This window comes from Flavobacterium psychrophilum (assembly GCA_001708385.1).
In the GTDB taxonomy this organism is placed as follows: Bacteria; Bacteroidota; Bacteroidia; order Flavobacteriales; family Flavobacteriaceae; genus Flavobacterium; species Flavobacterium psychrophilum_A.
In genome coordinates, this window is sequence record CP012388.1 from 766,716 (window position 1) to 791,322 (window position 24,607).

At 39.4% G+C, this 24,607-nt stretch carries 15 protein-coding genes and 1 pseudogene; 3 read left to right on the forward strand and 13 right to left on the reverse strand.

Annotated elements, in window-relative coordinates; translation table 11 throughout:
* Nucleotide 1 precedes the first annotated feature (1 nt).
* The 6 genes from ALW18_03235 to ALW18_03260 all read right to left on the reverse strand — a co-directional run bounded on the left by ALW18_03235 (nucleotide 2) and on the right by ALW18_03260 (nucleotide 9,468).
* Nucleotides 2-2,017 carry an alpha-glucosidase gene (locus tag ALW18_03235; protein ID AOE51608.1) on the reverse strand — a complete coding sequence of 672 codons (2,016 nt, stop codon included), beginning with the start codon at nucleotides 2,015-2,017 and terminating at the stop codon, nucleotides 2-4.
* A 23-nt stretch (nucleotides 2,018-2,040) separates the two neighbouring features.
* Nucleotides 2,041-3,261: a hypothetical protein gene (locus ALW18_03240; GenBank protein AOE54296.1), complete on the reverse strand. Its 1,221-nt coding sequence runs from the start codon at nucleotides 3,259-3,261 to the stop codon at nucleotides 2,041-2,043.
* A gap of 102 nt (nucleotides 3,262-3,363) precedes the next feature.
* Complete coding sequence (locus tag ALW18_03245) at nucleotides 3,364-4,872, reverse strand: carbohydrate-binding protein SusD (protein ID AOE51609.1); 1,509 nt, start codon at nucleotides 4,870-4,872, stop codon at nucleotides 3,364-3,366.
* Between the two features lie 29 nt (nucleotides 4,873-4,901).
* Nucleotides 4,902-7,832 carry a TonB-dependent receptor gene (locus ALW18_03250; GenBank protein AOE51610.1) on the reverse strand — a complete coding sequence of 977 codons (2,931 nt, stop codon included), beginning with the start codon at nucleotides 7,830-7,832 and terminating at the stop codon, nucleotides 4,902-4,904.
* Between the two features lie 29 nt (nucleotides 7,833-7,861).
* Nucleotides 7,862-8,938 (reverse strand): hypothetical protein, encoded by a 1,077-nt coding sequence (locus ALW18_03255; protein AOE51611.1) that lies wholly within the window; start codon nucleotides 8,936-8,938, stop codon nucleotides 7,862-7,864.
* An 11-nt stretch (nucleotides 8,939-8,949) separates the two neighbouring features.
* Nucleotides 8,950-9,468 carry a hypothetical protein gene (locus ALW18_03260; protein AOE51612.1) on the reverse strand — a complete coding sequence of 173 codons (519 nt, stop codon included), beginning with the start codon at nucleotides 9,466-9,468 and terminating at the stop codon, nucleotides 8,950-8,952.
* A gap of 394 nt (nucleotides 9,469-9,862) precedes the next feature.
* Between ALW18_03260 and ALW18_03265 the strand changes: the two genes are divergently transcribed.
* A complete protein-coding gene (locus ALW18_03265; GenBank protein AOE51613.1) occupies nucleotides 9,863-11,461 on the forward strand; it encodes a hypothetical protein in 1,599 nt (532 codons plus the stop codon).
* 1 nt (nucleotide 11,462) lies between these two features.
* On the opposite strand, the gene ALW18_03270 is transcribed toward ALW18_03265, so the two are convergent.
* From ALW18_03270 to ALW18_03300, 7 genes are all read right to left on the reverse strand, one after another.
* Nucleotides 11,463-11,762: a type VI secretion protein gene (locus tag ALW18_03270; GenBank protein AOE51614.1), complete on the reverse strand. Its 300-nt coding sequence runs from the start codon at nucleotides 11,760-11,762 to the stop codon at nucleotides 11,463-11,465.
* Between the two features lie 16 nt (nucleotides 11,763-11,778).
* The gene (locus tag ALW18_03275; GenBank protein ID AOE51615.1) at nucleotides 11,779-12,828 is read right to left on the reverse strand and encodes a hypothetical protein; all 1,050 of its coding nucleotides are present in this window, start codon (nucleotides 12,826-12,828) and stop codon (nucleotides 11,779-11,781) included.
* A 14-nt stretch (nucleotides 12,829-12,842) separates the two neighbouring features.
* Nucleotides 12,843-14,282 carry a hypothetical protein gene (locus ALW18_03280; GenBank protein ID AOE51616.1) on the reverse strand — a complete coding sequence of 480 codons (1,440 nt, stop codon included), beginning with the start codon at nucleotides 14,280-14,282 and terminating at the stop codon, nucleotides 12,843-12,845.
* A 123-nt stretch (nucleotides 14,283-14,405) separates the two neighbouring features.
* Complete coding sequence (locus ALW18_03285; GenBank protein AOE51617.1) at nucleotides 14,406-15,872, reverse strand: magnesium chelatase; 1,467 nt, start codon at nucleotides 15,870-15,872, stop codon at nucleotides 14,406-14,408.
* Nucleotides 15,873-15,890: 18 nt separating this feature from the next.
* On the reverse strand, nucleotides 15,891-17,009 hold the full coding sequence (locus ALW18_03290) for a hypothetical protein (GenBank protein ID AOE51618.1): 1,119 nt from the start codon (nucleotides 17,007-17,009) through the stop codon (nucleotides 15,891-15,893).
* Nucleotides 17,010-17,138: 129 nt separating this feature from the next.
* A complete protein-coding gene (locus ALW18_03295) occupies nucleotides 17,139-18,740 on the reverse strand; it encodes a sodium:proton antiporter (protein ID AOE51619.1) in 1,602 nt (533 codons plus the stop codon).
* Nucleotides 18,741-18,807: 67 nt separating this feature from the next.
* Nucleotides 18,808-19,704: an oxidoreductase gene (locus ALW18_03300; GenBank protein ID AOE51620.1), complete on the reverse strand. Its 897-nt coding sequence runs from the start codon at nucleotides 19,702-19,704 to the stop codon at nucleotides 18,808-18,810.
* A gap of 147 nt (nucleotides 19,705-19,851) precedes the next feature.
* On the opposite strand from ALW18_03300, the gene ALW18_03305 reads away from it, so the two are divergent.
* Both ALW18_03305 and ALW18_03310 read left to right on the forward strand, forming a co-directional pair.
* A complete protein-coding gene (locus ALW18_03305; protein AOE51621.1) occupies nucleotides 19,852-20,487 on the forward strand; it encodes a hemolysin III in 636 nt (211 codons plus the stop codon).
* Between the two features lie 1,662 nt (nucleotides 20,488-22,149).
* Nucleotides 22,150-24,594: pseudogene (locus tag ALW18_03310) on the forward strand (hypothetical protein).
* The last annotated feature ends 13 nt before the right edge of the window (nucleotides 24,595-24,607 follow it).

Here is a 24,607-nt window from a genome sequence, read left to right on the forward strand (position 1 = left end):
ATTATTTGCTAACAACTGTAAACCGAACTGCTGTACCACCACCGGAAGCCATATCTAAAGCTAAAACTGTTTTGCTGTTAACCTCTTTTGTAGATATCGTTACAGGATACGGATTTGTTTTATAATTGGCTCCTGCTCCATCAGCATAAATTTCAGCTTTATAAGTCCTACCAGCCTCTAAAAAGCTTAACGGAACATTAATTTTACGGGCGTCGCTATTAGTAATAGCACCAAGATACCAGTTGTTAGTATCCCAGTCTTTACGCGCTATTGTAACATACTCGCCTATTTTAGAATCTAATACCTTTGTTTCAGACCAGTTGCATGGCACATCTTTTATAAACTGAAACTCCGGTTTGCCTTCATAGTTTTTAGGCTCGTCAGATGCCATTTGTAACGGACTGTAAATAACCACATACATTGCAAGCTGTTTAGCAAGCGTAGTTTGCACTTTTGCACCGGATGGGGTTTTATAACTAAAATCAAACGTACCCGGAGTAAAGTCAAGCGGACCGGCAAGCATCCTGGTAAATGGCAATATTGTAGTATGTTCAGGCGTATTACCGCCATCGGCAGACCACGCATCATATTCCTGGCCTCTTGCGCCTTCCTGCGCCATAAGGTTAGGATAAGTACGCTGTAAACCTGTACCTTTTACCGGTTCATGGTTGTCTATCATTATCTTGTATTTGGCGGCAGTTTCTATAACTTTTCTGTAATGACGAACACCATACTGGCTGTCATGCCATTCCTTTTTATCAAGATATTTGTTTACATATCCTGTTTTTACCGTGTTTACGCCCAGCTTATTGTATAGTTTAAAAGCTTCGTCAAGCTGGCTTTCATAATGCTTAGTAGCGCCCGCTGTTTCATGATGCCCTACTAAACGAACGTTTTTAGAAGCAGCATAACGTGTAATTTCTTCAATATCAAAATCAGGGTATGGTTTTACAAAGCTAAAAGTACTCCCATCAGCTGTCCAGTCGCCATCCCAGCCATAGTTCCAGCCTTCAACAAGAACGCCTTTAAACTTATTTTTGGCTGCAAAATCAATATATTCTTTAGTAATTTTTGTCGTAGCACCATGTTTAGGCCCTTGTCCCCAAGTGTAGTTATCTAAATGGATACCCCACCATATACCAATATATTTAGATGGCTCTATCCATGAAGTATCTTCAATTTTAGAGGGCTCGTTTAAATTAAGCGTAAGCGTAGAAACCGCAAGATCGCCGGGGTTTGACCCAACCATAACAGTTCTCCATGGTGTATCAAAGGGAGTTTCTGCATAAACTTTAACGCCATCAGACCAAGGCACAAGATCACTTTTGTACTGATTGCTCTTGGTTCTTACCAATGTCATAGAAGCAAAATCGGTTAAATTTGCCTCATGTATAGCCACATACAGCTTGTTTTTCATTTCGAAGGTTGCCGGCGTGTTGATAGTATCAGTCTGGCTAATAGGCGATTTTTTGTAATAGCTTTCGTAGTAGCTATTTTCGCTATGTACCGGTGTAGACCAAACATCATTATTGTCAGCAAATGTAAACTGTGTTATCTCGTTAGATATCTTCACCTTACCCAGTTTAGGCTGTTTAGGAAAATGATACCTAAAGCCCAATCCATCGTCAAAAACTCTGAAGATGATATCTACAAGCCTCTGCTCCCCTTTTTCTTCTTTAAGGTGAACAATAAGCTCATTATGGTTGTCTTTTACTTTTTTAAATTCTCCCCACGGCTGCTCCCAGGTTTCATTCACCGTTTTGCTTTCGGTATTTATAACTTTAAAACCATCTGTCATCTTTGCAAGGCCGGCAAATTCAAAGCCCAGTAATGAAGGTTCAATTACCGATTTTCCATTTGATGAAAAACGGTATTGCGGCTGACCTGCTTTTGTAAGGTCAAAAACCAATTCATTTTTCTTTCCGGGAGATGATACCTTGTAGTTTTTTTGCGCACTACACGAAAGCGACACTAATACAAATGCCGCCAGGCAGTACTTAAAAATTTTGTTCTTCATTATTTAATTACATTTATTACAACTTATTTTATTTCATTAAGTATCTGTACAGCTTTTTCAGGTTGCATTGAAACAAAATAGTTAAAAGCTTTATCCAGTTTAGTCTGTATGGCAGCGTTGCCTTTATACTGTTTCCTTAAATTATACAGTTTGCTTATTTCGGCAAACGAAACAGTTGCGTTTTGAACACCTGCAAAGGTTTTTACTTTTTCAATGTATGAATAGCCAAACTCTACAGTTGGCTCAAACATTGTGCCTTCTCCGAAGTCATTCCAGGTTATTAACTGTAAATAGTCAAGGTTGGCATTCTTTGCCATGTTCAGGGTTTCGTCCAGCGTTGCACCGTTGTTATGTTCAATAGTCCAGCCTATGGCATCTCCGCCGCCGCCCTGCTGGTAAAAATCTTTAAAACCCGGATATGCAGACCCCATGCCTACAGCCAGACCCGGTAATTTGTTGGCATAAAAGTTACTAATATGCGTATTGTCCTGATATACCCACGAATATTCTCCCGATGCATTTGCGCCGGCATCTGCCGACTCATACCACAACGTTAAGAACGTAGGTTTAGGATCAAGATTACTGAAAGCACTTGTCCATTCAGCCGGTGTAGTAAGCGTAATTGGTCCGAAATTCAACAATAGCGGCTTACCATTAACCTTTATGTAATTAGCATCGTTAAAATAGTTGTTCTGCAAATAGCTGAAATCGGTTTTAGCGGCACTCACCACAGTAGGCGAAAGTCCTGCATTTACTATATTGGTTAAAAATCGGTCTTCATACACAATAGCATATTCCAGCCCTACTTCGTCCAGCATTTCAATAAGTTGTTCGGCGTTGTCTTTATTAATCCTGTAATCGTTCAGGTTATAAGTACCATACCAGTCTATAAGTACTCCATCTATCCCTGCGTATTTCATCAACAGCAAATGGTTTTCTATAACTTCTTTATTACCGGAATGGTAGGGCCCGATAAGCGGATAGTAATGCGAGGCTATTTCCCTTCTGCCATTAGCATCTGTCTTGTCCGGATTTTTGTTTGCCATTGTCCAGTGATAGCCCCATTTACCGTCCGGGCTGCTTTCATTGGTTTCAAACCATGGCATATAATGCATGTAAATTTTAGTTTTGTTGGTTTTGGCAACCGCAACAGGATCTAAAACTTCATTTTGTTCTGTAACCTGATTTTTATCATCGTTGCTACAGCTCATTACCGAAGTAATACTTACTAAACCTATAAGCAGCAGTGTAGTATATTTTTTCATTAGCTCTATTTAATGGTTAATAAAAAAATGCCGGACCTTCTATGACTAACCCAAAAACATAGAAGACCGGCATTAAGCAACCTAATTAGGATATCCAGGATTTTGATTCAGGTTTGAATTGGTATCCAAAACAGTTTTAGGAATTGGGAAAATAGCTTTCTCCGGAGCAGTAGACCCTTTTTCCCACCATGGTTGGAAGAATGTACCAAACCTAATATTATCTGTCCTTCGTCTTCCTTCAAATATAAATTCGCGAAGAAGTTCTTTATCAATAAATTCAAGGTCTATCGTAGCAGGCATTTCCAGACCTGCACGTTCTCTAATCTGCTCAACAAATGGTGCTGCAAGACCTGCCTGCCCTAAACGAACGTAGCATTCTGCCTGCATCATAAGTATTTCAGAGTAACGCATAATAACCCAGTCATGGTCACGCTCCCACTGCTCACCCGCTTTCATTTCATATTTACCAAGCCTTACACCTTCGTTTTGTTTAGCATTGGTAAAGTTTGTAATGTCTTCGGTATATATAAGCGGTTCGCCGCTATCCATAATAATTACAGATCCTGTAGCAAGGTTTATCTGCTCACCTTCAATCATAGACGCTTTTCTTTTATCTGTGTCTTCAAAAGAAGAGAATACACCAGGCTGTGCACATATACCATTTCCACTCCATGGATAGTCTCCTGTCGCCGAAATCGCAAACCTATGTAGATAATGGCAGCTCATCGAAGAAAGGTAGTTGCCTACAGTACCCGCTTTTTGGTCGTAAGGAATAGCGAATATAATTTCTGATGATGTCTGGTTATTTGTAGCAAAACTTGCAAAATAATCAGGCGTTAATGTATATCCTGAAATGTTCTGGCACATAGTTAAACAATCCTGCCAACGGGCAACACCAACATACGCTTCAGAGTTAAGGTATAACCTTGCCAATAATCCGTAAGCTACATTTTTAGTGAATTTAGAATACACTATGTTAGCGTTTAGGTATGGCAGGGAAGCCACCAATTCTGACTCAACAAAATCGTAAACTTCTTTACGTGTAGAGTTAGAAGGTAAACCAACATCTTCAAAATTCGTAACAATTGGCACATTACCAAACATATCAAGCAGTTGATAGTAATAGTATGCCCTGATTGATTTTAATTCTGCATAAATAGGCATTTTAGCCTGTTCTGTAAGTCCTGATTTATCTACCTGATAAATTATGGAGTTTACTTTTGCTATACCTGCATAGCAGTATCTCCATGCCGATAGTATCATGGCATTGTCAGATGCCCACTCGTGTCGTTGCACCTGCTGGTAACGACCAAGGTCAAACCAGTCAGTTCCTCTTGTTGGGATTGTAGCCTCATCAGACGCTACTTCGTTAAGAAAGAATACATATTCGCAAGTAGGGAAAGAGTTTGAAATGGCATCGCTAAATCCTCGTAACGAAGAATAAGCACCACCTACAAGAGCTTCGATCTCTGTTGGTGTCTGACCAAACTGATCATCGGGAACCCTGTCGTACAGTTCTTCATCAAGGTTTGTACATGATAAAGTAAAAAGTGTGCTAAAAAATACAGCAGCTATTATTTTGACTTTCATTTTTTTTAATTTATTGTTAATCAGATTGCTTAGTTAGCCAAAGTAAAATTCAGTCCGAACGTTATTGTCCTTGGCCTCGGATAGTTGTTAAACCTGTCAATTCCCGGGTTATCCAAACCACTCATATTCACCTCAGGATCTACACCGCTGTAGTTTGTAAATACAGCCAGGTTTTGTCCTGTTACATACAATCTAAGTTTAGATTTTGAATCTTTAAACGGAACCGTATATCCTACGGTTACGGTTTGTAACCTGAAGAACGAACCATCTTCTATCCAGTAGCTTGAGAATTTAGGAGACGATGTTATACCACTCCCTAAGAAATCGTCTGTTACATTGTAAGAAGGCAGCCTGTTAGGATCGTTAAGCATCATGTTTGATGCATTTAATATATCCTGACCGAACATGCCATAACCTGTAAAACCAAAATCGAAGTTTTTGTATGTAAAGTCCATACCTAAACCAAGACTGAAATCAGGCTGGGCATTACCAATAGCTTTACTATCTTCTGATACTAAGATGTTACCTTCTGCATCAAGTCCTTCTGAAGTTGGTCCCCAGAAAGTACCTACCGCATAACCTTCTTTTATGATTTGAGAGAACTGGTTAGACATACCCGAAAGTCCGTGAAGCGATCCGCTATAAATTATATCTGTCTTATAAGTCTGGTTAGACAGTTTCTCAATTTTCTGCTTGTTCTTTGCGAAGTTAAAGTTAGCATCCCATGTAAAGCTATCTTTCTTAATGATGTTTGCATTCAGCGTAAGCTCTACCCCTTTGTTTGAAAGGTCACCTACGTTTGCAAGCATAGTACCTACTAAGTAGGGCGGCTGAGGCACCTGGTATGTATACAAAAGGTCTTCCGTTTGTTTGTCATACACCTCAATTGATCCAGTAATCCTGTCGAAAAGGCTAAAATCCAAACCAATATTTAATTGTTTAGTAGATTCCCATTTAAGGTCCGGGTTAGGATTTTGAGTTGGCGAATAGGCTAGGCTCCATGTACCTGTAGCAGGATCATAGTAACTGTCACGGCCAACTCCTAAAATAGAAAGTGATTTGTACTCGCCAATACCGTCCTGGTTACCGGTAACACCGTAACCTGCCCTAAGTTTTAAGTTAGAAAGCCAGTTAGATGTACCGCTCATAAAATCTTCGCCTGAAATTTTCCATGCTGCCGACGCAGAAGGGAATACACCCCATTTGTTGTTAGCACCAAAACGGCTCGATCCGTCTCTCCTTACTGTTCCGGTAAACATGTATTTACCATCGTAAGAATAATTTGCCCTACCAAAGAATGAAACAAGGTTAGATTTTCCCTGATATGAATACACATCACCTAAACGGTAATTGTATCCTGCGCCAAGGTTGTTATAGCCAAACAAATCGGTTACAAAACCACTTCTTTGTGCGCCAAAGCCTTTGTAAATATTCTCATAGAAAGAGTAACCTACCAAGCCATTAATACTGTGTTTTCCTAAAAGCTTATTGTAGCTAAGGTAACTTTCAAGCTGTGCATTGGTATATTCTTCGTATGTTTTTTGGGCATAACCACGTTCGGTTCTTCCTTCCATCATCGCGTAGCTTGGCTTGTATGTGTTGCCCTGCATTGCATTATGTTCTAACGAAAGGTTTACTGTAGCTGTAAAGTCGTTTAAGAATTTAGCTTCTGTTTTAAAGTAACCTAACACCCTGTGTCTTTCGTTATCTGCAATCCTGTTGTTCATTATCTCAACAGGATTTTCATTAAGCGTACCCCCTACCTGAGTATAGTTACCCTGAGCATCTCTAACGGGAATTGTAGGATTAAGGTTAAATGCCCTTTCAAATATCCTGTAATCCAGCGGATGCCATTTGTCTATATTCGCAAATAAGCCTGTATCAAATTTAAGGGCTTTATCGGCTGCATACTGTGTACCCGCCACATTTGCGCTTACACGCTCTAAATTTGTAGTTTTAATTACACCCTCATTTTTAAGGTACAATAAAGAGGCACGAAGCGTGCTGTTCTCACTACCAGATGCGATGCTAATGTTGTGTGACTGTGTAAAACCTGTCTGCTGTAATTCTTTTTGCCAGTTGGTATTTCCACCGTAATCAACTGCGTCAGCTAAGTTGTTAGCACGTACATAACCTCTCCACTGATCAGCAGAAAGCAAATCTAAATTATTAGACGCCTCGCTTATACCTGTAAAACCATTGTACACTACAGATGTACTTTTCATTCCGTTTTTAGTGGTAATGATAATAACACCATTAGCACCCCTTGAACCGTATATTGCAGTTGCCGATGCATCTTTTAATACGTCTACTGATTTAATATCCGAAGGCTGAACCACATTGATATCAACTCCTGCAATACCATCCACTACAATTAGGGGGCTGTTGCTAGCAGTTAAAGATGTTCCTCCCCTTAATCGTAATGTAGCACCACTTGCAGGGTCACCGGTACTTTGTGTTACCGTTAAACCAGCAACCTTACCTTGTAATGCCTGCTCTGTAGATGTAATAACACCTTTTACAAGGTCTTCTCCTTTTACAGAAGATATAGCACCTGTAAGGTCAGACTTTCTCATGGTACCGTAACCTACAGAAACTACCTCTACACCTTCCAGCATAATAGCACTTTCTTCAAGGTTAATATTTAGTGTAGATGTAGATGCGTCTACCACCACATTTTGAGTTGTAAACCCTATTGAGGAAATTACAAGCGTACCTCCTACTTTAACTTCAATAACATATTTACCGTTTTCATCGGTACTTACTGCATTGGCTGTACCGGCTTCCAGTATGTTTACGCCCGGTAACGGCATTTTTGTATTATCGTAAACTACACCTGATATCAGCTTTTTGTTCTGGGCATACATTCCTGCCGAAAGCAAAAGCATGAAAATCATGAATACCAACGATAGGTTAGCCCTTCCAGTCTGCGGGGCTGTATTTGTATTTTTACTATTCATTAGAATTGATTTTTGGTTAATCATACTTGTTAGTCCAGCGTTTTAAGAGGAAGGATAGAATCTGAAATTACCCTGTCGTTATTGTCTTTTACAACCACATGAATTTCTGTTACATCCACACCGTTAAGTTCTGAAACCAGATTAACAAAGCCTTTTATCTCGCTTACAGTACCCGAAAATTCTCCGGTAATTACTTTACTTCCTGCGGTAACAGTATAAACAAGCTTGTTTACGTTTGTCTCGTTGTTTGTTCTTATAATACCCAAAAAGTCTTTTTTGCTTATCTGAGTTGGGAAGAACATGAATTTTGGAGGTGGCGGCGGAATAAATTCGGCAGCATTCAGTACCTGGTCTGGAGTAGTTTTAGCCCAGTTATCTTTAACCATTAAAAAGTTAAGGTTTTGCATAACATAACCTGCAGGTGTATTATAGTATTGTGATGGAATAAGATCCATTTTATAGATACCGTCACCCAGGTGCTTTAGTTTTGTTTTCTCAACAATTTCGGGCACAATTGCCTGATATTCTACTTTAACATCCCAGTTATTAAGGCCACTATGAAAATGTACACTTTCTGCACCTTCAAAACCTTCTGCATTGTTAGCGTTAAATAATATACTTAAGCCTCCGTCTAACGTTGGTTTTGGTGGGTATGCCCTTACCAGTTCTCCCGATGTAGCAAAATCGTCAAACGGTGTATATGTTACACTTGAAACCTCGCTTTGTCTTGTGCCCGTTTTATTTTTCAGCCTGCACCAGAAGCCTGCACTGTCTTTAATTTCCTGCGGCGTTCTTGAAAAGTATACTGTAGGCGTTAACGTAAAGCTCCATACTTTGTTACCTACATAGGTTAATTTTGCAAATTCTGATGAATTTTCAAAATTTCCTGCATCCGGTTCAGATGGTGACCATATCCATAAATACACGTCTTCAGTTTCCGCAAACGTTGTAGTGGAAAGGTCAAAAAACCAGGTTACCTGTTCGTCGTACTTATATACAACAGGGTACGACCATATTTTAGCCGGAGTACCCACGTTTTCCTGTGCCTTAACAAGAGCAGGAAGCATTATAAAGGCAAGTAATACTATATGTATTAATTTTTTCATACTCTTTTAGATTAATTGATTGCGTTTAGTTTAAATGCATAAGACACATAAGGAGTACCTCCCGATGATCTTACTAACTGAAGTTCCATTTCTTCATTGCTGCCCGGTACAGATGTAAGTCGTAACTCATCTGTCTTTTGGGTTTTCTGTGCATCGCTGTACAAATAGATTCGAACTGCTTCACCTGTTGTAGTCTGGAAATCTGAACTTAATTTCCAAAAACCGTTAAGTGCAAATAAAGGAGGAACGTTTCCTGTAACCTCGTAACTTGTTGGGTTGTTACTTCCGTCTACATTAAACTTAATCCTGAAATCGTCATAGTTGAATAAAGTACTTAAAGTCTGTTCAGATGGTTCAAGCTTGTTCGATTTTGCAATCTCGTCTACCATCTTCAGGCTCATTAGTCCCCATTCGCCTGTAACTTTTTCGTGAAGCGAAATCGGGTCCACATGGTTGCCATCATCCATTTCGTTGCAGCTTACTGCAAGCAAACTAAAGACGGCTAACAAATAGATAATTTTAACTCTCATAAATGTTTTTGTTTTTTGTTAGGTTAAATTTGTTTGTTCTTAAAAGTTAGGACGAAGCTACCTGTTAAAATCCTCTTAAAAAAAACATAAAGCAAAAATCAAGATACTATAACGATATAATTACACTTAATAATCTAATAAACAATTAATTGACGACAATTGTGTTTTAAAAAAATCAAGATAGAATTGAGAGTCATTTTTGAGTTTTAAAGGCTAAATAAATAGCGATATGAAAATTAATAGAACTAAAATTTTAGGATTGTTCACGTATGCTATTATTTTATTATCGAATTGCAATATTTTGACCTATATTTAGCATCTTTAAAAATTCTGTTAAAGAAATCACCTTGATTATCACAAATCCAATGATAATAAGGGCTTCAAACTTATAGTCATGCGTACCATATATCTTTTATTATTATCCGTCTTATCCTTCAGTGCTTTTGCTATTGAGATTGACCCAATACTGGACAGTCTGGATAAGGCTATCTTAAAAAAAGACGTTTATACCAAGCAAAAATATGCCCGCATCAGAGAACTTAAAAAGAATGTGCATAAGTATACGCTTAGTAACGACAATATAAATTTATATCATGATTATATGCGCCTGTTTGAAGAATATAAGTCCTTCAAATACGATTCGGCATATTATTATCTGGAGTCTGCAAAGTCAAGGGCACATGTTCTAAAAGATGGAAAATTGCTTTCTAAAACTAAAATAAAGGAAGGGTTTGTTTTGCTTTCATCGGGCTTGTTTAAAGAAGCTATTGATACACTCGATAGTGTAGATATATCCAAACTTGATATCGCTAATAAATACGAGTTTTATTCGGTTAAGGCACGTGCTTACTATGACCTTGCCGACTACACAAAAGATCAGCGCTATAACATTAACTATATTCAGCAGGGGAATCATTTACTGGAAATAGCAATATCTCTCATTAAACCAAATACAAATGATTACTGGGCTGCAGAAAGCCTTAAACGCCTTAAGCAACAGGACTGGAAAGGTGCCGAAGATGCTTTTAGCTATTGGGTCAATAACTTTAAACTACCGGCAGAATACTACGGCATTGCCACATCCAGCCTTGGTTATATTTACTCTGAAAAAGGGCAAACCGATAAAGCCGTATACTACCTTGCTTTAGCGGCAATTGCCGATGTTAAGAATGCTACCAAAGAAACCGTTGCCTTACGCAATCTTGCCAACGAGCTTTTTAAAATGGGGTATCTAGAAAAGGCCAACCATTACATCAACCTCGCTATGGATGATGCTACCTTCTATGATGCAAGACACAGAAAGATAGAGATATCTTCCATACTCCCCATCATCGAAAAAGCACAGCTAAATAAAGTAAATGATAAAAATGATCTGCTTGAAAAGATAGTTATACTGCTTACCATTTTAGCTCTAATCATTATACTGTTCCTTATTATCATATTCAAGCAGCTAAAGGCACGAAATGCTTCCCGAAAGGCTATGGCAGCATCGTATGATAAATTGCAGCAGATGAACAAAAGCCTGAGCGAAGCCAATACTATTAAAGAAGAATATATCGCTTACTTTATAAGAGTTACTTCTGAGTTTATTAATAAAATAGACAATATCCAAAAGAGTACTATACAAAAAATAATAGCCAAAAAGACCGACGAAGTTATTACAAGCCTTAAACGCTATAATGTAAAAAAAGAAAGGGAAGACCTCTTTCATCAGTTTGATGAGATCTTCCTTAGATTGTTTCCTTCTTTTATTGCCGATTTTAATGCTCTTTTTCCTCCCGACAATAGAACTATTGTTAAAAAGGGTGAACTGCTTAATACCGAATTACGAATCTTTGCCCTTTACCGATTAGGTATACAGGATAGTAATCAGGTAGCCGACTTTTTAGAGCTTTCTGTTTCTACAATATATACTTATAAAACGCGTATTAAAAGTAAGTCAGATTGTAAAGAGGTGTTTGAAGAAAAAATAATGGCTATAGAAACGATATAGTTTATCCTCCAATCATTACAGTAAATGCTCCCAATACTATTGAGCCGCCATGTGCTGTCGGATCACCCATTCTGGCTGCAGGTTTCCCTCCTATCATTACAGTTGAAGATCCTTTTACTATACTATCAGGCGATCCCACACAGACACATATATCTCCCACGACGGCTGCTGGCATTTGCGCTATTAAAACTGTAGGTACTCCCGGTCCCACTATTGGCCCTCCTACATGAGGAATTGGTACAACTCCCGGTGTTGACATAGGGCACTGATGAAAATCTGTTATTCTTGCTGCTGGTGGCATACTTATTTTTTTTTTATTAATTGATCGTTACCATTGCTCCTTTTACCGTAGTTTGCAAGCCCGAGGAAAGCTCCGCCTGTGTTCCGCCTTTAGCTACAAAAGACATATCTGCTATAGCTTGTATTAGTGCAGCTTTTAATTTTACGCCAGTCACTGAGCTTATGTTAATATCGCTATTGGCAGCAATATTTATACCCGTTGCAGCCTTAAATGTTAGGTTACCGGAAGATTCTATTGAAATACCATCGCCTGACATTTCAATCCTATTATTATGCTGATCTGATAATTTAACCGATCTCAGGTCATCGCTTAACTCTATTTTGTTACCAGCCACGGTTTCAAGGGTTACAACTCTTTTGGTTTCATCAGACGTTATTTTCACTTCATTAGCGCTGACAGATTTGAAAGCAACACTATCATTATACTTCTGTTCGTCGTAACCGACACTTACTGTAGTAATCCAGTTGCCATTTTCTATGATATGCTCTACACTGCTTACATAAGATAAGCCATTAACTCTTTTTGAGAACCCGTCAATTTCTATAGTCGTGTCAGGCGTAGCTATAGCACTCCCCTGAAATGAAACTTCTCCTAACAAAGTACCCCACTTAACTATGGTAGCTTGATCTGTATTTAGTTTTGCATTGAACGCTATTACATTATCGGGATATGTTACTTTTAGAACAGGCTGCGATGATGTAGCAGGATTTGCATCATAAGCATTTTTATCACTAGTTACGCAACTTACCTTCAGTCTTAACTGATCTCCACTTGCCATTACTAACTCCTGTGTATGTACAAATCCATGAAACACTACAGCGTTACTGTTATCGTAACCACATTCTATTCTTATACTGTTGCCTTCAGCAAAATCCGCATGTTCAAGCTCAAACAAATTTTCCATAGCCTCAGAAGGGGCTAAAGTTATCAGGGCTCTTCCTATTGTATTAACTTCATGATTAACATGAATACCAGTTACCTGTATGCTATTATTTATCTGTACGCCATTGCTGTAAATAGCAAAACTTACCAGATCACTCCAATTGTTATTTGGGGAAATATCCATTTTATTTATATTTTTTAATTAGCTTTCTGTAGTTGTTGTACAATTGATATTTGCACAAATTCTGCAGGGCGTACGGGAGCAACCAAAACACTTATACGTAAGATTCCATTCAAAATATCTTCGTTTGTCATTGTCTCGATTAATCCAACCCTCACACTAAATGAATCATCAGGCGATGAACCAACAAGGCTACCACGCTTCCAGAGGCTTAGCAGAAAATTATTTATCATACTTTTCAATGCAGACCATGTATTTTGATCGTTCTGTTCAAAAACAAATACCTTAGCAATATTTTTAATAGATTCTTCTATCATTATAACTGTACGGCGCACATTTACGTATCTCCAGTCCTGAGAATTCCCATCAAGGGTGCGCGCACCCCAAACCAAAGTACCCTCTCCTGGAAAATTACGCAACGCATTTACAGCCATCCCATTTAATGGCACATTAAGATCCTCCTGATCTGAATCAGAAATAGTAACAACAGAATTTGTAACGTTACTGAGGGTAACATTGGCAGGTGCTTTCCATACTCCTCTCGTGTTATCCATCATTGTATATACACCGCCCATGGCTGAGGACGGTGGAAGGATATTTAATTGCCTCCTTATTTCCGCCATAATATCGTTGTACAATTTACTTTGGCTTTTAAATAATTTATCAACTGCCAAAAGCTCGTCGTGACTAACATCCTTTACAATTTTATCGGTTTCAGTTTTTAATTTAGGATTCTCTGCGATGAGTATTTTTCTAAAATCTTCAAGACCTTCCGTAATATTTGAAAAATCCACTTCACTATTTGAAACAATAGTTGTATTTACCCACGGATAGTATGAAGCTCCGTATGAAAGACTGTTACTTCCTATTCTTTCTCTAAACACAGTTACTATGTCATTTTCATCGTTACTACGTTTTTTATATCCATCATAGATATCAAGTATCGCTATCCTGTTTTGTAATTCACTACAGTGTTTCAACATTTGCTGCTGAATTACATAACAGTCATCTGCCTTTTTAAGGTTAACCGCCTCGGGAATAATAAGCATTGTTGCTTCATCCGCTTTTGAGGCAGCACTAATTCCGGCAGATAATCTTTGTTTTGTAATATCTTCCGAATAATTACCCACAGAAATTATGTAACACGGTCCACCTCCATTGCTAAAGAAAAATCTGACTGCATTGTAAAAGTTGTAATTATCAATACGCGAAAGGCTAAAGCCGGAATTATCGGTAGGCTTAAATTTAAAGGAGGCCTTAGGTGCAAGCCCAAAATGTTTAACAAAATCTGCCATCGAGTTGATACGTAGAGGAGTGTTAATGATTGAACCGGAATTATCCAGAGCAAATTCAGTATATCCAACAAAAACAGGTATAGCGGTTGCGGCCTCAACAATTGAGTTTGGAAAAGCATTCTTCTCTTCGATATACACACCGGGGGTTCCATATTTTGGCATAATCTCTTTTTTATAATTATGATGCAAAATAAAAAATCAATTGAATGCTATAGTACGTAGAATTACCTGTTTTGAATAAAGAAAGCCCGCTCAATGAGCGGGCTTTCTTCTGATATGTGATTCTTATAAATTCTTACTGATGTAACTTCCATAAAGATCTTTAAACTGATACCCTTCGGTATAGCGGTCTTTGCTCAGTTTCTTGAATTCTGATAATCCCCAAAGGATAAATTCTTTTAAGAAGTACTGGTCTTCTTTAGCAGCATCCGGCTGGTATTGTTGAACTAACTGTTTCAACGGAATGATTGAATCCAGTTGTTTTCTGTATTCAGCATCAGATGCATCATCAGCAAGGTCGAAACCACTTTCGTTAAAGAACCAGTCAATAACTTCCTGGTAAGGACCTTTTTCGTTTTGGCGTTCCAGCTTTTCTATTTTAGGGAAGAAATCGGGGAACAATGTTTTTACTGCTTCACTCAATAAATGTTCGGCAACAACGGCTGCTCCCTCCTGCTCTCCTTCATAAACCAGCTCTACCTTACCGGTAATAGCAGGAATAACCCCCATAAAGTCAGAAAGCCTTACAGTAGTATTGTCATCACCTGCGCGTAATGCCCTTCTTTCGGCGGTACTCAACAGATTTTCAAATGCTGTTATGCTCATCCTCGCACTCACGCCACTCTTATAATCTATAAATTCGCTTTCACGGGCTTCAAAGCTTATTTGCTCCAACAAGTCTTTTGCCAGCGAAGGCACATAGATAAAGTCGCTCTGGCGACCGTCAAGGTTAGCTTCCTGCTCGGTAATAGTCCTTGCTATTTTAACCGTTTCAGGGTAGTGTGTAAGTATCTGTGATCCGATACGGTCTTTCAGAGGTGTAACTATACTTCCCCTGTTGGTATAATCTTCGGGGTTAGCAGTGAATATAAACTGAAGGTCAAGGTTCATCCTTACTTTAAAGCCACGTATCTGGATATCACCTTCCTGTAGTATATTGAATAACGCTACCTGTATTCTTGCCTGAAGATCGGGCAGTTCATTAATTACAAATATGCAACGGTTAGCGCGTGGTATCATACCAAAGTGAATTACCCTGTCATCGGCATACGATAGTTTAAGGTTAGCTGCCTTAATAGGGTCAATATCTCCGATAAGGTCGGCTACTGTAACATCGGGCGTAGCCAGTTTTTCATAAAAGCGTTCGCTTCTGTGCAGCCAGCTTATAGGTGTAGCATCGCCTTTCTCTGCAAGAATATCTTTTGCATAACGCGATATTGGCGCTAACGGATCGTCGTTAATTTCTGAGCCTTCCACAAACGGAATGTATTCATCAAGAAGGTTAACCATTAGCCTCGCAAGCCTTGTTTTTGCCTGGCCTCTTAATCCCAGAAGGTTTATGTTATGGCGTGATAAAATAGCGCGTTCCAGTTCCGGTATTACGGTGTTTTCAAACCCCCATACACCTTCAAAAACCGTTTCGCCTTTGCTTATTTTCGTTCTTAAGTTATTTCGTAATTCGTCTTTTATGCTTTTGCTCTGGTATCCCGCTTTTTTCAGTTCACCCAGCGTTTTTATATTCTGTATATCCATCGTTCCTTCTGTAAATTCTTATTTAACTCGTTTTTTCCTGTTGGTCTCGTAATCTTCAAAAATCATTTCGCCCAACCCTTTAAGTCCTGTGTAAAAAGCCTTCCCCTGATTTGCCTCTGTAAATCGGTTTACAAATTTTTGTAAGTAAGGGTCGCTTGCAATCATAAACGTAGTAATAGGTATGTGCAGTTTTCGTGCCTGTTGCGCCATGTTGTAACACTGGTCAACAATATACTCATCAAGCCCGTTACTGTTCATGTAGTAACTTCCGTCTTTCTCTTTAATACAGCTTGGCTTACCATCGGTAATCATAAAGATTTGCTTATTGGTATTTCGTTTCCTGCGGAGCAAATCCATCGCCAGTTGAAGCCCCGCCACCGTATTGGTGTGAAATGGCCCCACCTGTAGGTATGGCAAATCTTTAATAGCTATAGGCCATGCATCGTTACCAAAGACTAATATATCAAGCGTATCTTTAGGGTAACGTGTAGTTATCAGCTCAGCCAATGCCATCGCTACCTTTTTTGCAGGAGTTATCCTGTCTTCACCATACAAGATCATACTGTGGCTAATATCTATCATCAGCACTGTACTCATTTGCGATTTATGATGGGAGTCTTCTACAACCAGGTCATTCTCTGTAAGCATAAAGCTTTCTACACCATTATTTACCTGAGCGTTTTTAAGGCTTTCGGTAAGCGAGATCCTGTCCAGGCCGTCACCAAAATGGTATTCCCTGAATTCTCCGGTATGCTCATCGCCGCTGCCGGCATGTTTAGTCCTGTGGTTTCCTGAGCCGCTTCGTTTTAAGTTTCCAAAAATCTGGTTCAGTGCCTGCTGCCTGATCGACCTTTCGGTTTTTGCCGTAATCTTTAACCCGCCGGTACCATCGTCTTTAACCTCATCTTTTATATAGCCTTTTTTCTTAAGGTCTTCAATAAAGTGGTCTATGGTATAGTTTGCGTCGGTAAGCTTATATTCTTTATCCAGTTCCCTAAGCCAGTCTAATGCTTCATCCAGATCGCCTGATGTATGGGTTATCAGTTCGGTAAAAATTTCGAAGAGTTTATCAAACGGAGACACATTTGGAGCTTCGTATTGCCTGAATACAAAGCCTTTTTTGTTATTTGTTTCCATAGCCTATAAAATTATTATATAATTAAACTGCTTCAACAAAAAGGAGGAATAATTTTTAGTTAAATATGACGAATGAGATACATCATTCTTATTATGAAAGCACAAATTAATAATTCATGTTATTAATCGCTACCCCTCATACATATCCATATTCAGCCTTGTTTCTTCGAGATCGAGTTCGCGTTCTATTTTGCGGAGTATGTCTTCGTTTACCCTACCTTCTTTATGCAGTTCGCCTATTTTCCTACGCTCCACATTCAAAAGGTCAATTTGTAATTGGGTGTATTCGTTAAAGATATTGGTAGACAATAGCTCGCCATTACCAAAATAGTGTGATGGAAGTTCCGTTTTTTGCAGTCGGTTAAATTTAACCTCGTACTTGCTTTTAATGTTATTTAAAAGCTCATCCTGCAATAATGCGTAGGTAGATTCTATATGCGCTATCGTTTCAGACACGATTTTGTTTCGCACCTCATATTCCTCCGCATAAATAGAATACGGTTCTATTTTTAGTTTTTTAATGATCCACGGCAGTGTTAGCCCAAGTATTACCAGTGTTGAAAGTATCACACAGAAAACAAGGTAGATAATCAGGTTTCGGTGCGGAAAGTCGGTTCCATCCGGTAATGTTAAAGGTATGGCCAGTGCCGCAGCCATAGATACCACGCCCCGCATACCTGCCCATCCGAATACTACTAGGTTTCGTTTGTCAAAAGCTTCTGTAGTGCGTATTCTTTTACTGAAATAACGTGGCAGCATCGTAGCCGGAACCACCCATAAAAAACGGACAATGATAACCACAAAGCTAACAATACCGCCCCAAAGCAGTAACGACCCTGTAGAATATCCGCCAATACCTTCCATTATAACACGCAGCTGAAGGCCAATTAGGATAAATATAAGTCCGTTAAGTATATAGGCTACTACATCCCAAACAGTAACCGTCATTACCCGGCTTTGGTGCGAGAATATCTCTGACGACCTGTACGACAAATACAAACCTGTAGACACTACTGCAAGCACACCTGAAAAATGGAAATGCTCTGCCAATAAGTATGCCGCAAATGGCGTAAGAAATGTCAGGGTAACCTCTATAATTGGGTCACACACAAAATTCTTATGAATCAGGTACATAATATATCCCAGGCCAAGGCCAATAGCAACACCCGCAGATGCCACTACAAAAAAGTTTAGCCCGGCCTGCCAAAGCACAAAATTGCCGGCCATTACTGCCGCAAGAGCATATTTGTAAGCTACAAGTCCGCTGGCATCATTAACAAGGCTTTCGCCGTCCAGTATGGTAAGCAATCGCGGATTAAGCCCTAATCCTTTAGTAACAGATGTTGCCGCGACAGCATCCGGTGGTGAAACAATAGCACCTATTAAAAACGCAAGCGGCCAGCTGATGTCGTCTATCAGTTCGTGGGCTACAACAGCAACAGCAATTGTGGTGAATAATACCAAACCGACAGCTGCCAATGTTATTGGCCGTAACGCTCCTTTAAAATCGTGCCAACTGGTATGCCATGCCGCATGGTACAATAACGGAGGCAGGAATATAATGAATACTATATCCGGACTCAAGGCTATTACAGGAAGCCCCGGAATTATACTTATAAGTACGCCACATATTACTAAAACTATGGGGAAAGGGAAGTTATATCTATTACTCAGCAAGCCCAGAAAGGCAATGCCAAACATCATCATTATTATAATTGTAACGTTTTCCATATTGTATGTTCTCTCTCTTTGGAGGGATTAAATATACATACAATTTTTTAACGATCTTAACCGGTATTTACCTGTGCTCTTTATAGACATTTCCTGACCAAAGACCTTGTAATTGCTTCCACTCTTCCACATTTAAGGCTGTGGCATTCGCCGAAGACAATGCATCTTCAAGTTGCGGCATCGTACGAATTCCGGCGACGGCTGTTGTAACTGCAGGGTTGTCTATAACATATCGCACTGCAGCCCCGGCGGCTGTTTTGCCTTCCGGCAGATGATGTTTCAGCTCCTTTACAATTTTCTCTACTTCAGAAGACTTAAGGTCAAGGTAATCGGTAGCCGGTTTATCTATCAGCAATCCGCTTGCCATGCTGCCACGTGCCAGTACACCAATCTTGTTTTCATGGAGCAGGTTTAACGTTTCTTCTTCAGGCCTGCGGTCTAAAAAACTATACTGCGTCATAATAGCTGCAATGTTAGAACGGCTAACAAATTCCCTTATAACATTCGGGCGGATAGATGACAAGCCGTAACTCCTTATCTTACCCATATCCACTAGCCGCTCAAAAGCTTCAATGCTTTCATCCATGGGGTCATCCATAGTGCCGCCATGTAAAAGGTATAGGTCTATATAATCTGTCTGTAATCTTTTAAGGCTGGCATCCACCGCTTTAAGAATGTACTCTTTACGCGGATACCATTCCCAGCCCGAGCCATCTTCTTTCCAGCGGTTTCCCACTTTGGTCGAGATAAAAATATCCTTACGCTTCCCTTTTATAGCATTGCCTAAAAGTTTTTCGTTCTCTCCTTTTTCATATAGGTCCGCTGTGTCAAAAAGGGTAATTCCCCCATCTATTGCTTTATTAATTATAGCCTCATTATCTGTCGCAGAACTTTTAAGCGACATGCAGCCAAAACTGACTTCGCTCACATTAAATCCCGCTTTATGCAGTGTGTTATATTTCATATTTATTCAGTAAATATCAAAAATACGCATCACTATTTTAAATGTGATGTATTTTTTAAAGTTTCGTAGATTGTAACAAAATATTATAATTTCTATAATATTGTTAAAAAGACTAAAGCTTACCTTTGTTAGAAGTTAACTATCATTATGCCAAAGAAAAACAGGAAAAGTGAAGAATTGTGGAATGTTATCACACACGGTACCGGTGCATTGCTTTCTGTAGCAGCATTAATAGTACTGGCTGTGTTTTCGGCATTTAAAGGTACCGCCATGCACTTGGCGGCTTCGCTAGTGTTTGGTGTAAGCCTCGTACTGCTGTATTCTGCTTCAACAATCTATCACGCAGCTTATAAGCTAAAGTGGAAACGCTTTTTCCAGAAGGTAGATCATCTTTGTATTTATGTTCTTATTGCAGGTACCTATACCCCTATTGCCCTTTTAGGGCTTAAAGGCGTTTGGGGCTGGAGTATCTTCGGATTCATCTGGGCGTTTGCTATATTGGGCTTTATATTCAAATTTTCGCCTTTGAGAAGGTCCGAGAAACTATCATTATCCCTATATGCTTTAATGGGATGGCTTATTATAATCGCCATAAAACCGCTTATTGAAAATGTAGCTGCGGGTGCATTATACTTTTTACTAGGAGGCGGGTTGTGTTATACGTTTGGTATTTATTTTTATGCTAAAGAGAAAATACCTTATAACCATACCATCTGGCATTTGTTTGTACTTGGCGGCAGCGCCCTGCATTTTTTCGGGATCTTTTTTTATCTGATTCCGTAATAACAATTAATCTGTACTTTTAAGAATATCTTTTATCACCTATAACTATTGAACACTACTAAACAACACTCATACTTTTTAGGAGGCGGAGAAATGGCAGAACGCACCAGAAACCACGACTGGGCTTCTACCACATTGGGCCCAATTGAACAATGGCCTCAAAGTCTTCGCAATACAGTTGCTATGGTGTTGTCGTCTAAATTTCCTATGCTTTTATGGTGGGGCCCGGATCATATACAATTTTATAACGATGCCTATCGACCAAGTATGGGAGATGATGGTAAACACCCTAAAGCTCTGGGGCAAAATGGTGAGAAATGCTGGCCCGAGATATGGAATACCATAAATCCGCTAATGGAAAAGGTTTTAAACGAAGGTGAAAGTGTTTGGCGCGAGGACCTTTATTTACCCATTTACCGTAACGGAAAGCTTGATGATGTATATTGGACATTTAGCTATAGCCCTGTAATGGATGAAAACAATGTTGTTCAGGGTGTATTGGTTATATGTGACGAAACTACCGAAAAGGTTCTAACTATCAAGAGTCTTACAGAAAGCAAGAAAGAACTTGAATTTGCTATTGAAGCTACCGAACTTGGCACTTTTGACCTGAATCCATTAACTGGATTGTTTACAGGTAATGCAAGACTTAAGGAGTGGTTCGGGCTTAGACCTGATGAACATATTCCGTTAGGCCATGCTACATCTGTTATTGCACTTAAAGACCGTAGCCGTGTTGAAGAAGCCATCGCTTACAGCCTTCAGTATGAATCGGGTGGATTGTATGATACCGAATATACAATTGTGCATCCGGTAACAAAAACGGAGCGTATTGTAAGAGCTAAAGGACGTGCGCAATTCAACGAATATAAAATTGCATACCGCTTAAACGGTACACTTCAGGATATTACAGAAAGTATCACTTCTAAAAGAGAAATTGCGAAGGCCAACGAGCTTAACGACCTTATACTTAAAAATGCCGGAGTTGGTTTATTTAGAATAGACCTGCTTACCGGACAGATAGAATATAACAAAGCTTTTTCGGCTATACTTACCGGAGATCCCGATAAAACAGAGATCTCCAGGAAAAGCTTTGCTAAACACATACATCCTGACGACGTTGCCGACAGGGATGCCGCACTGATTGAAGGTGCAAAAACCAATGAATTTTATTACTCACCCCGTATGATATGGGATGATGGGTCTGTACACCGTGTTCACGTTATGGGTACAAATACCCTTGATGAAACAGGAAAACCAATCGTTTTTTCGGGTACAGTCAGGGATATAACCATACTGGAAGATCAGAGAGCGGCACTAGAGACTGCCGAAACGTTAAAACGCGAAGGTGATGCAATGTTTCGCAATGTAACTGATACCTCACCTGTGGGGCTTTGGCTTTCGGATGAAAACGGAGAGATAATTTATGTAAACAGGATATTTTCTGAATGGACAGGACTTTCACAGCAGGAATTCATGCAAAGTGGCTGGGCAAATTCAATTGTTGAAGAAGACAGGGAACGTTTACTTGTAGAACTAAAAAAGGCTGTTTCTGAAAGAGTTCATTATGACACTATATTCAGGCAGCAAAATATAGACAAAGTAGTATGGTGCCGCGTTGCAGGCGATCCGTACTATAATGAAGACGGCAGTTTTGCGGGATATTCAGGCTACGTACTGGATATAAATGAAATTATTGAGAGCCGCAAGGCGTTAATGCAAAGCGAAGAACGTTTCCGTTCTATGATAGAGCAGGCTCCGGTTGCAACATGCCTGTTTGCAGGGAAGGAAATGCTGGTTGAAGTTGCTAACGATATTATGATAGGCTATTGGGGTAAAGATAAATCGGTAATGGGCAAACCGCTAAGTGTTGGTGTACCTGAACTAGTTGGACAACCTTTTCTTGATATACTTGACAAAGTATATACTACCGGTATAGCACATAGTGACACCTCAACACCTGTACTTTTAGAGGTAGGTGGCGTTTTAGGCACTTACTATTTTGACTTTACTTATCAGCCGTTATTTGACACCAAGGGAGAAGTATACGGCGTAATGGATATGGCAATAGATGTTACCGAACGTGTTCTTGCACAGCAACGTGTTGCCGAAAGCCAAAAACAGATATTGGATTCATTCGAGCAATCTCCCGTTGGTATCGCTATTTTAGCAAAAGAAAACCTTGTGTTTACAATGGCTAATCCTTTTTATGGGGAACTTGTGGGCAGGGACAGGGATTCACTTATTGGTAAACCTTTAATGGAGATTTTACCTGAACTTGATGGCCAGGGATTTGATAAATTGCTTGATGAAGTTATTGCTACGGGAGTACCATTTACAGCAAAAGAAATATCCGTAAACTTAAAAAGAAATAATCGTCTTGAGACTATATATGTAGACCTTACCTATCAACCCATGTATGATGGTAATAAGAATGTTACGGGTGTGCTTGTAGCAGCTAACGATGTTACACAGCAGGTACAATCCAGGGCGCAGGTTGAACAAAGCGAAGCTAAGCTACGATCTATTATTGCTACAGCTCCGGCAGGTATCGGGCTGTTTGTAGGCAGGGAACTGATAGTTGATATGCCTAACCAGACATTCATAGATATAGTGGGTAAAGGATGGGATATTGTAGGAAAACCACTTCGCGAAGCTATGCCCGAACTTATAGAGCATGGACAGCCTTTCCTTAAAATACTTGATGATGTATTTACCACCGGAAAAATGTACCAAAGTTACGGTGATCAGGTTATTATCGTTCAGAATGGTGTAACCACATATAATTACTACAATATTACATATACCCCTCTCTTCGATGAGAACAATGAGGTATACGCCATATTAGACATCGCTATTGATGTTACTGAAGCGATAGAGGCCCGCCAAAGGGCAGAAGATATTGGTAGTGCTCTTCAAAGAGCTATTGAACTGGCAGAACTGGCTACATGGCGTTATAACATAAAAGAAAATACTTTTACATTTTCACAGCGTTTTCTTGACTGGCTAGGCTTTACCGGAGATTATACTACGTCTGTCGAAAAAGCTTATGATACCCTGCCGGGAGATTATGTTGAACAAATAGATGATGCTATAGCCATTGCTATTAGTAAAAATTCATCGGGTAAATATGATAAGGAGCACCCTATAATCAATAGACGTACAGGTCAGATACGTATTATTCATTCTCAGGCAGAGGTAACGTATGACAGTGCGGGAAATCCTGAATTCTTAACCGGAAACGCACGTGATATAACAAAAGAGAGACGATTACAACAGGAACTTGAGTATCAGGTGGAACAGCGTACCGAAGAATTGCAGGAAGCCAATATAGAGCTCGCCGATGCTATTAATGCATTGGAACAAAATAACGAAGAGCTTCAACAGTTTGCATACATTGCTTCTCACGATTTACAGGAGCCTACACGAAAAATCAGCATTTTTGCAAAGATGCTTGCAGATAGCCTTAGCGGCATCGACGAAAGGCCAAAAATGTTTTTGGATAAAATATCCACTTCTGCGGAAAGAATGGCGGCCCTTATCAGTGATATACTAGCCTACTCGCAATTATCTAAAGATAATAACTTAATAGAGCCTGTAGACCTTAACAAAATTGCTGCCGAAACCATTACCGATTTCGAACTTATTATAGAGCAGTCTGACGCTGTTGTAAATTACAATAAGTTGCCTGTTGTAGAAGGGATTCCGAGACAGATGTCGCAGTTGTTTGGCAACCTGATATCGAACTCATTGAAATACAGACGCCCGAATGTAGCCCCCATTGTAAGTGTAACTGCTGAGTTTTTGCCTGAGGAAGAAGCTATAAAAATTAATGGCTTTACAAAAGGCAGGGATTATTACAGGATTACATTCAGTGATAATGGGATAGGTTTTAACCAGGAATATGCAGATAAGATTTTCAACATTTTCCAGAGGCTTCATGGTAAATCGGAATATTCCGGAACTGGAATTGGACTATCTATTTGTAAAAAAATTGTGCTTAACCACCACGGAACGATAGAGGCAAAAGGTTCTAAAGACGAAGGTGCTACATTTGTGGTTATACTTCCTGCAAAACAAAACTTCGACGAAGAGTCTGAACAATAATTCGTTATATCCG

What these genes read in the sequence shown, in the direction of transcription:
- ALW18_03235 (AOE51608.1), bottom strand. Translation starts at nt 2,017, where the DNA reads ATGAAGAACAAAATTTTTAAGTACTGCCTGGCGGCATTTGTATTAGTG.
- ALW18_03245 (AOE51609.1), bottom strand. Translation starts at nt 4,872, where the DNA reads ATGAAAGTCAAAATAATAGCTGCTGTATTTTTTAGCACACTTTTTACT.
- ALW18_03250 (AOE51610.1), bottom strand. Translation starts at nt 7,832, where the DNA reads ATGAATAGTAAAAATACAAATACAGCCCCGCAGACTGGAAGGGCTAAC.
- ALW18_03255 (AOE51611.1), bottom strand. Translation starts at nt 8,938, where the DNA reads ATGAAAAAATTAATACATATAGTATTACTTGCCTTTATAATGCTTCCT.
- ALW18_03260 (AOE51612.1), bottom strand. Translation starts at nt 9,468, where the DNA reads ATGAGAGTTAAAATTATCTATTTGTTAGCCGTCTTTAGTTTGCTTGCA.
- ALW18_03265 (AOE51613.1), top strand. Translation starts at nt 9,863, where the DNA reads ATGCGTACCATATATCTTTTATTATTATCCGTCTTATCCTTCAGTGCT.
- ALW18_03270 (AOE51614.1), bottom strand. Translation starts at nt 11,762, where the DNA reads ATGCCACCAGCAGCAAGAATAACAGATTTTCATCAGTGCCCTATGTCA.
- ALW18_03275 (AOE51615.1), bottom strand. Translation starts at nt 12,828, where the DNA reads ATGGATATTTCCCCAAATAACAATTGGAGTGATCTGGTAAGTTTTGCT.
- ALW18_03280 (AOE51616.1), bottom strand. Translation starts at nt 14,282, where the DNA reads ATGCCAAAATATGGAACCCCCGGTGTGTATATCGAAGAGAAGAATGCT.
- ALW18_03285 (AOE51617.1), bottom strand. Translation starts at nt 15,872, where the DNA reads ATGGATATACAGAATATAAAAACGCTGGGTGAACTGAAAAAAGCGGGA.
- ALW18_03290 (AOE51618.1), bottom strand. Translation starts at nt 17,009, where the DNA reads ATGGAAACAAATAACAAAAAAGGCTTTGTATTCAGGCAATACGAAGCT.
- ALW18_03295 (AOE51619.1), bottom strand. Translation starts at nt 18,740, where the DNA reads ATGGAAAACGTTACAATTATAATAATGATGATGTTTGGCATTGCCTTT.
- ALW18_03300 (AOE51620.1), bottom strand. Translation starts at nt 19,704, where the DNA reads ATGAAATATAACACACTGCATAAAGCGGGATTTAATGTGAGCGAAGTC.
- ALW18_03305 (AOE51621.1), top strand. Translation starts at nt 19,852, where the DNA reads ATGCCAAAGAAAAACAGGAAAAGTGAAGAATTGTGGAATGTTATCACA.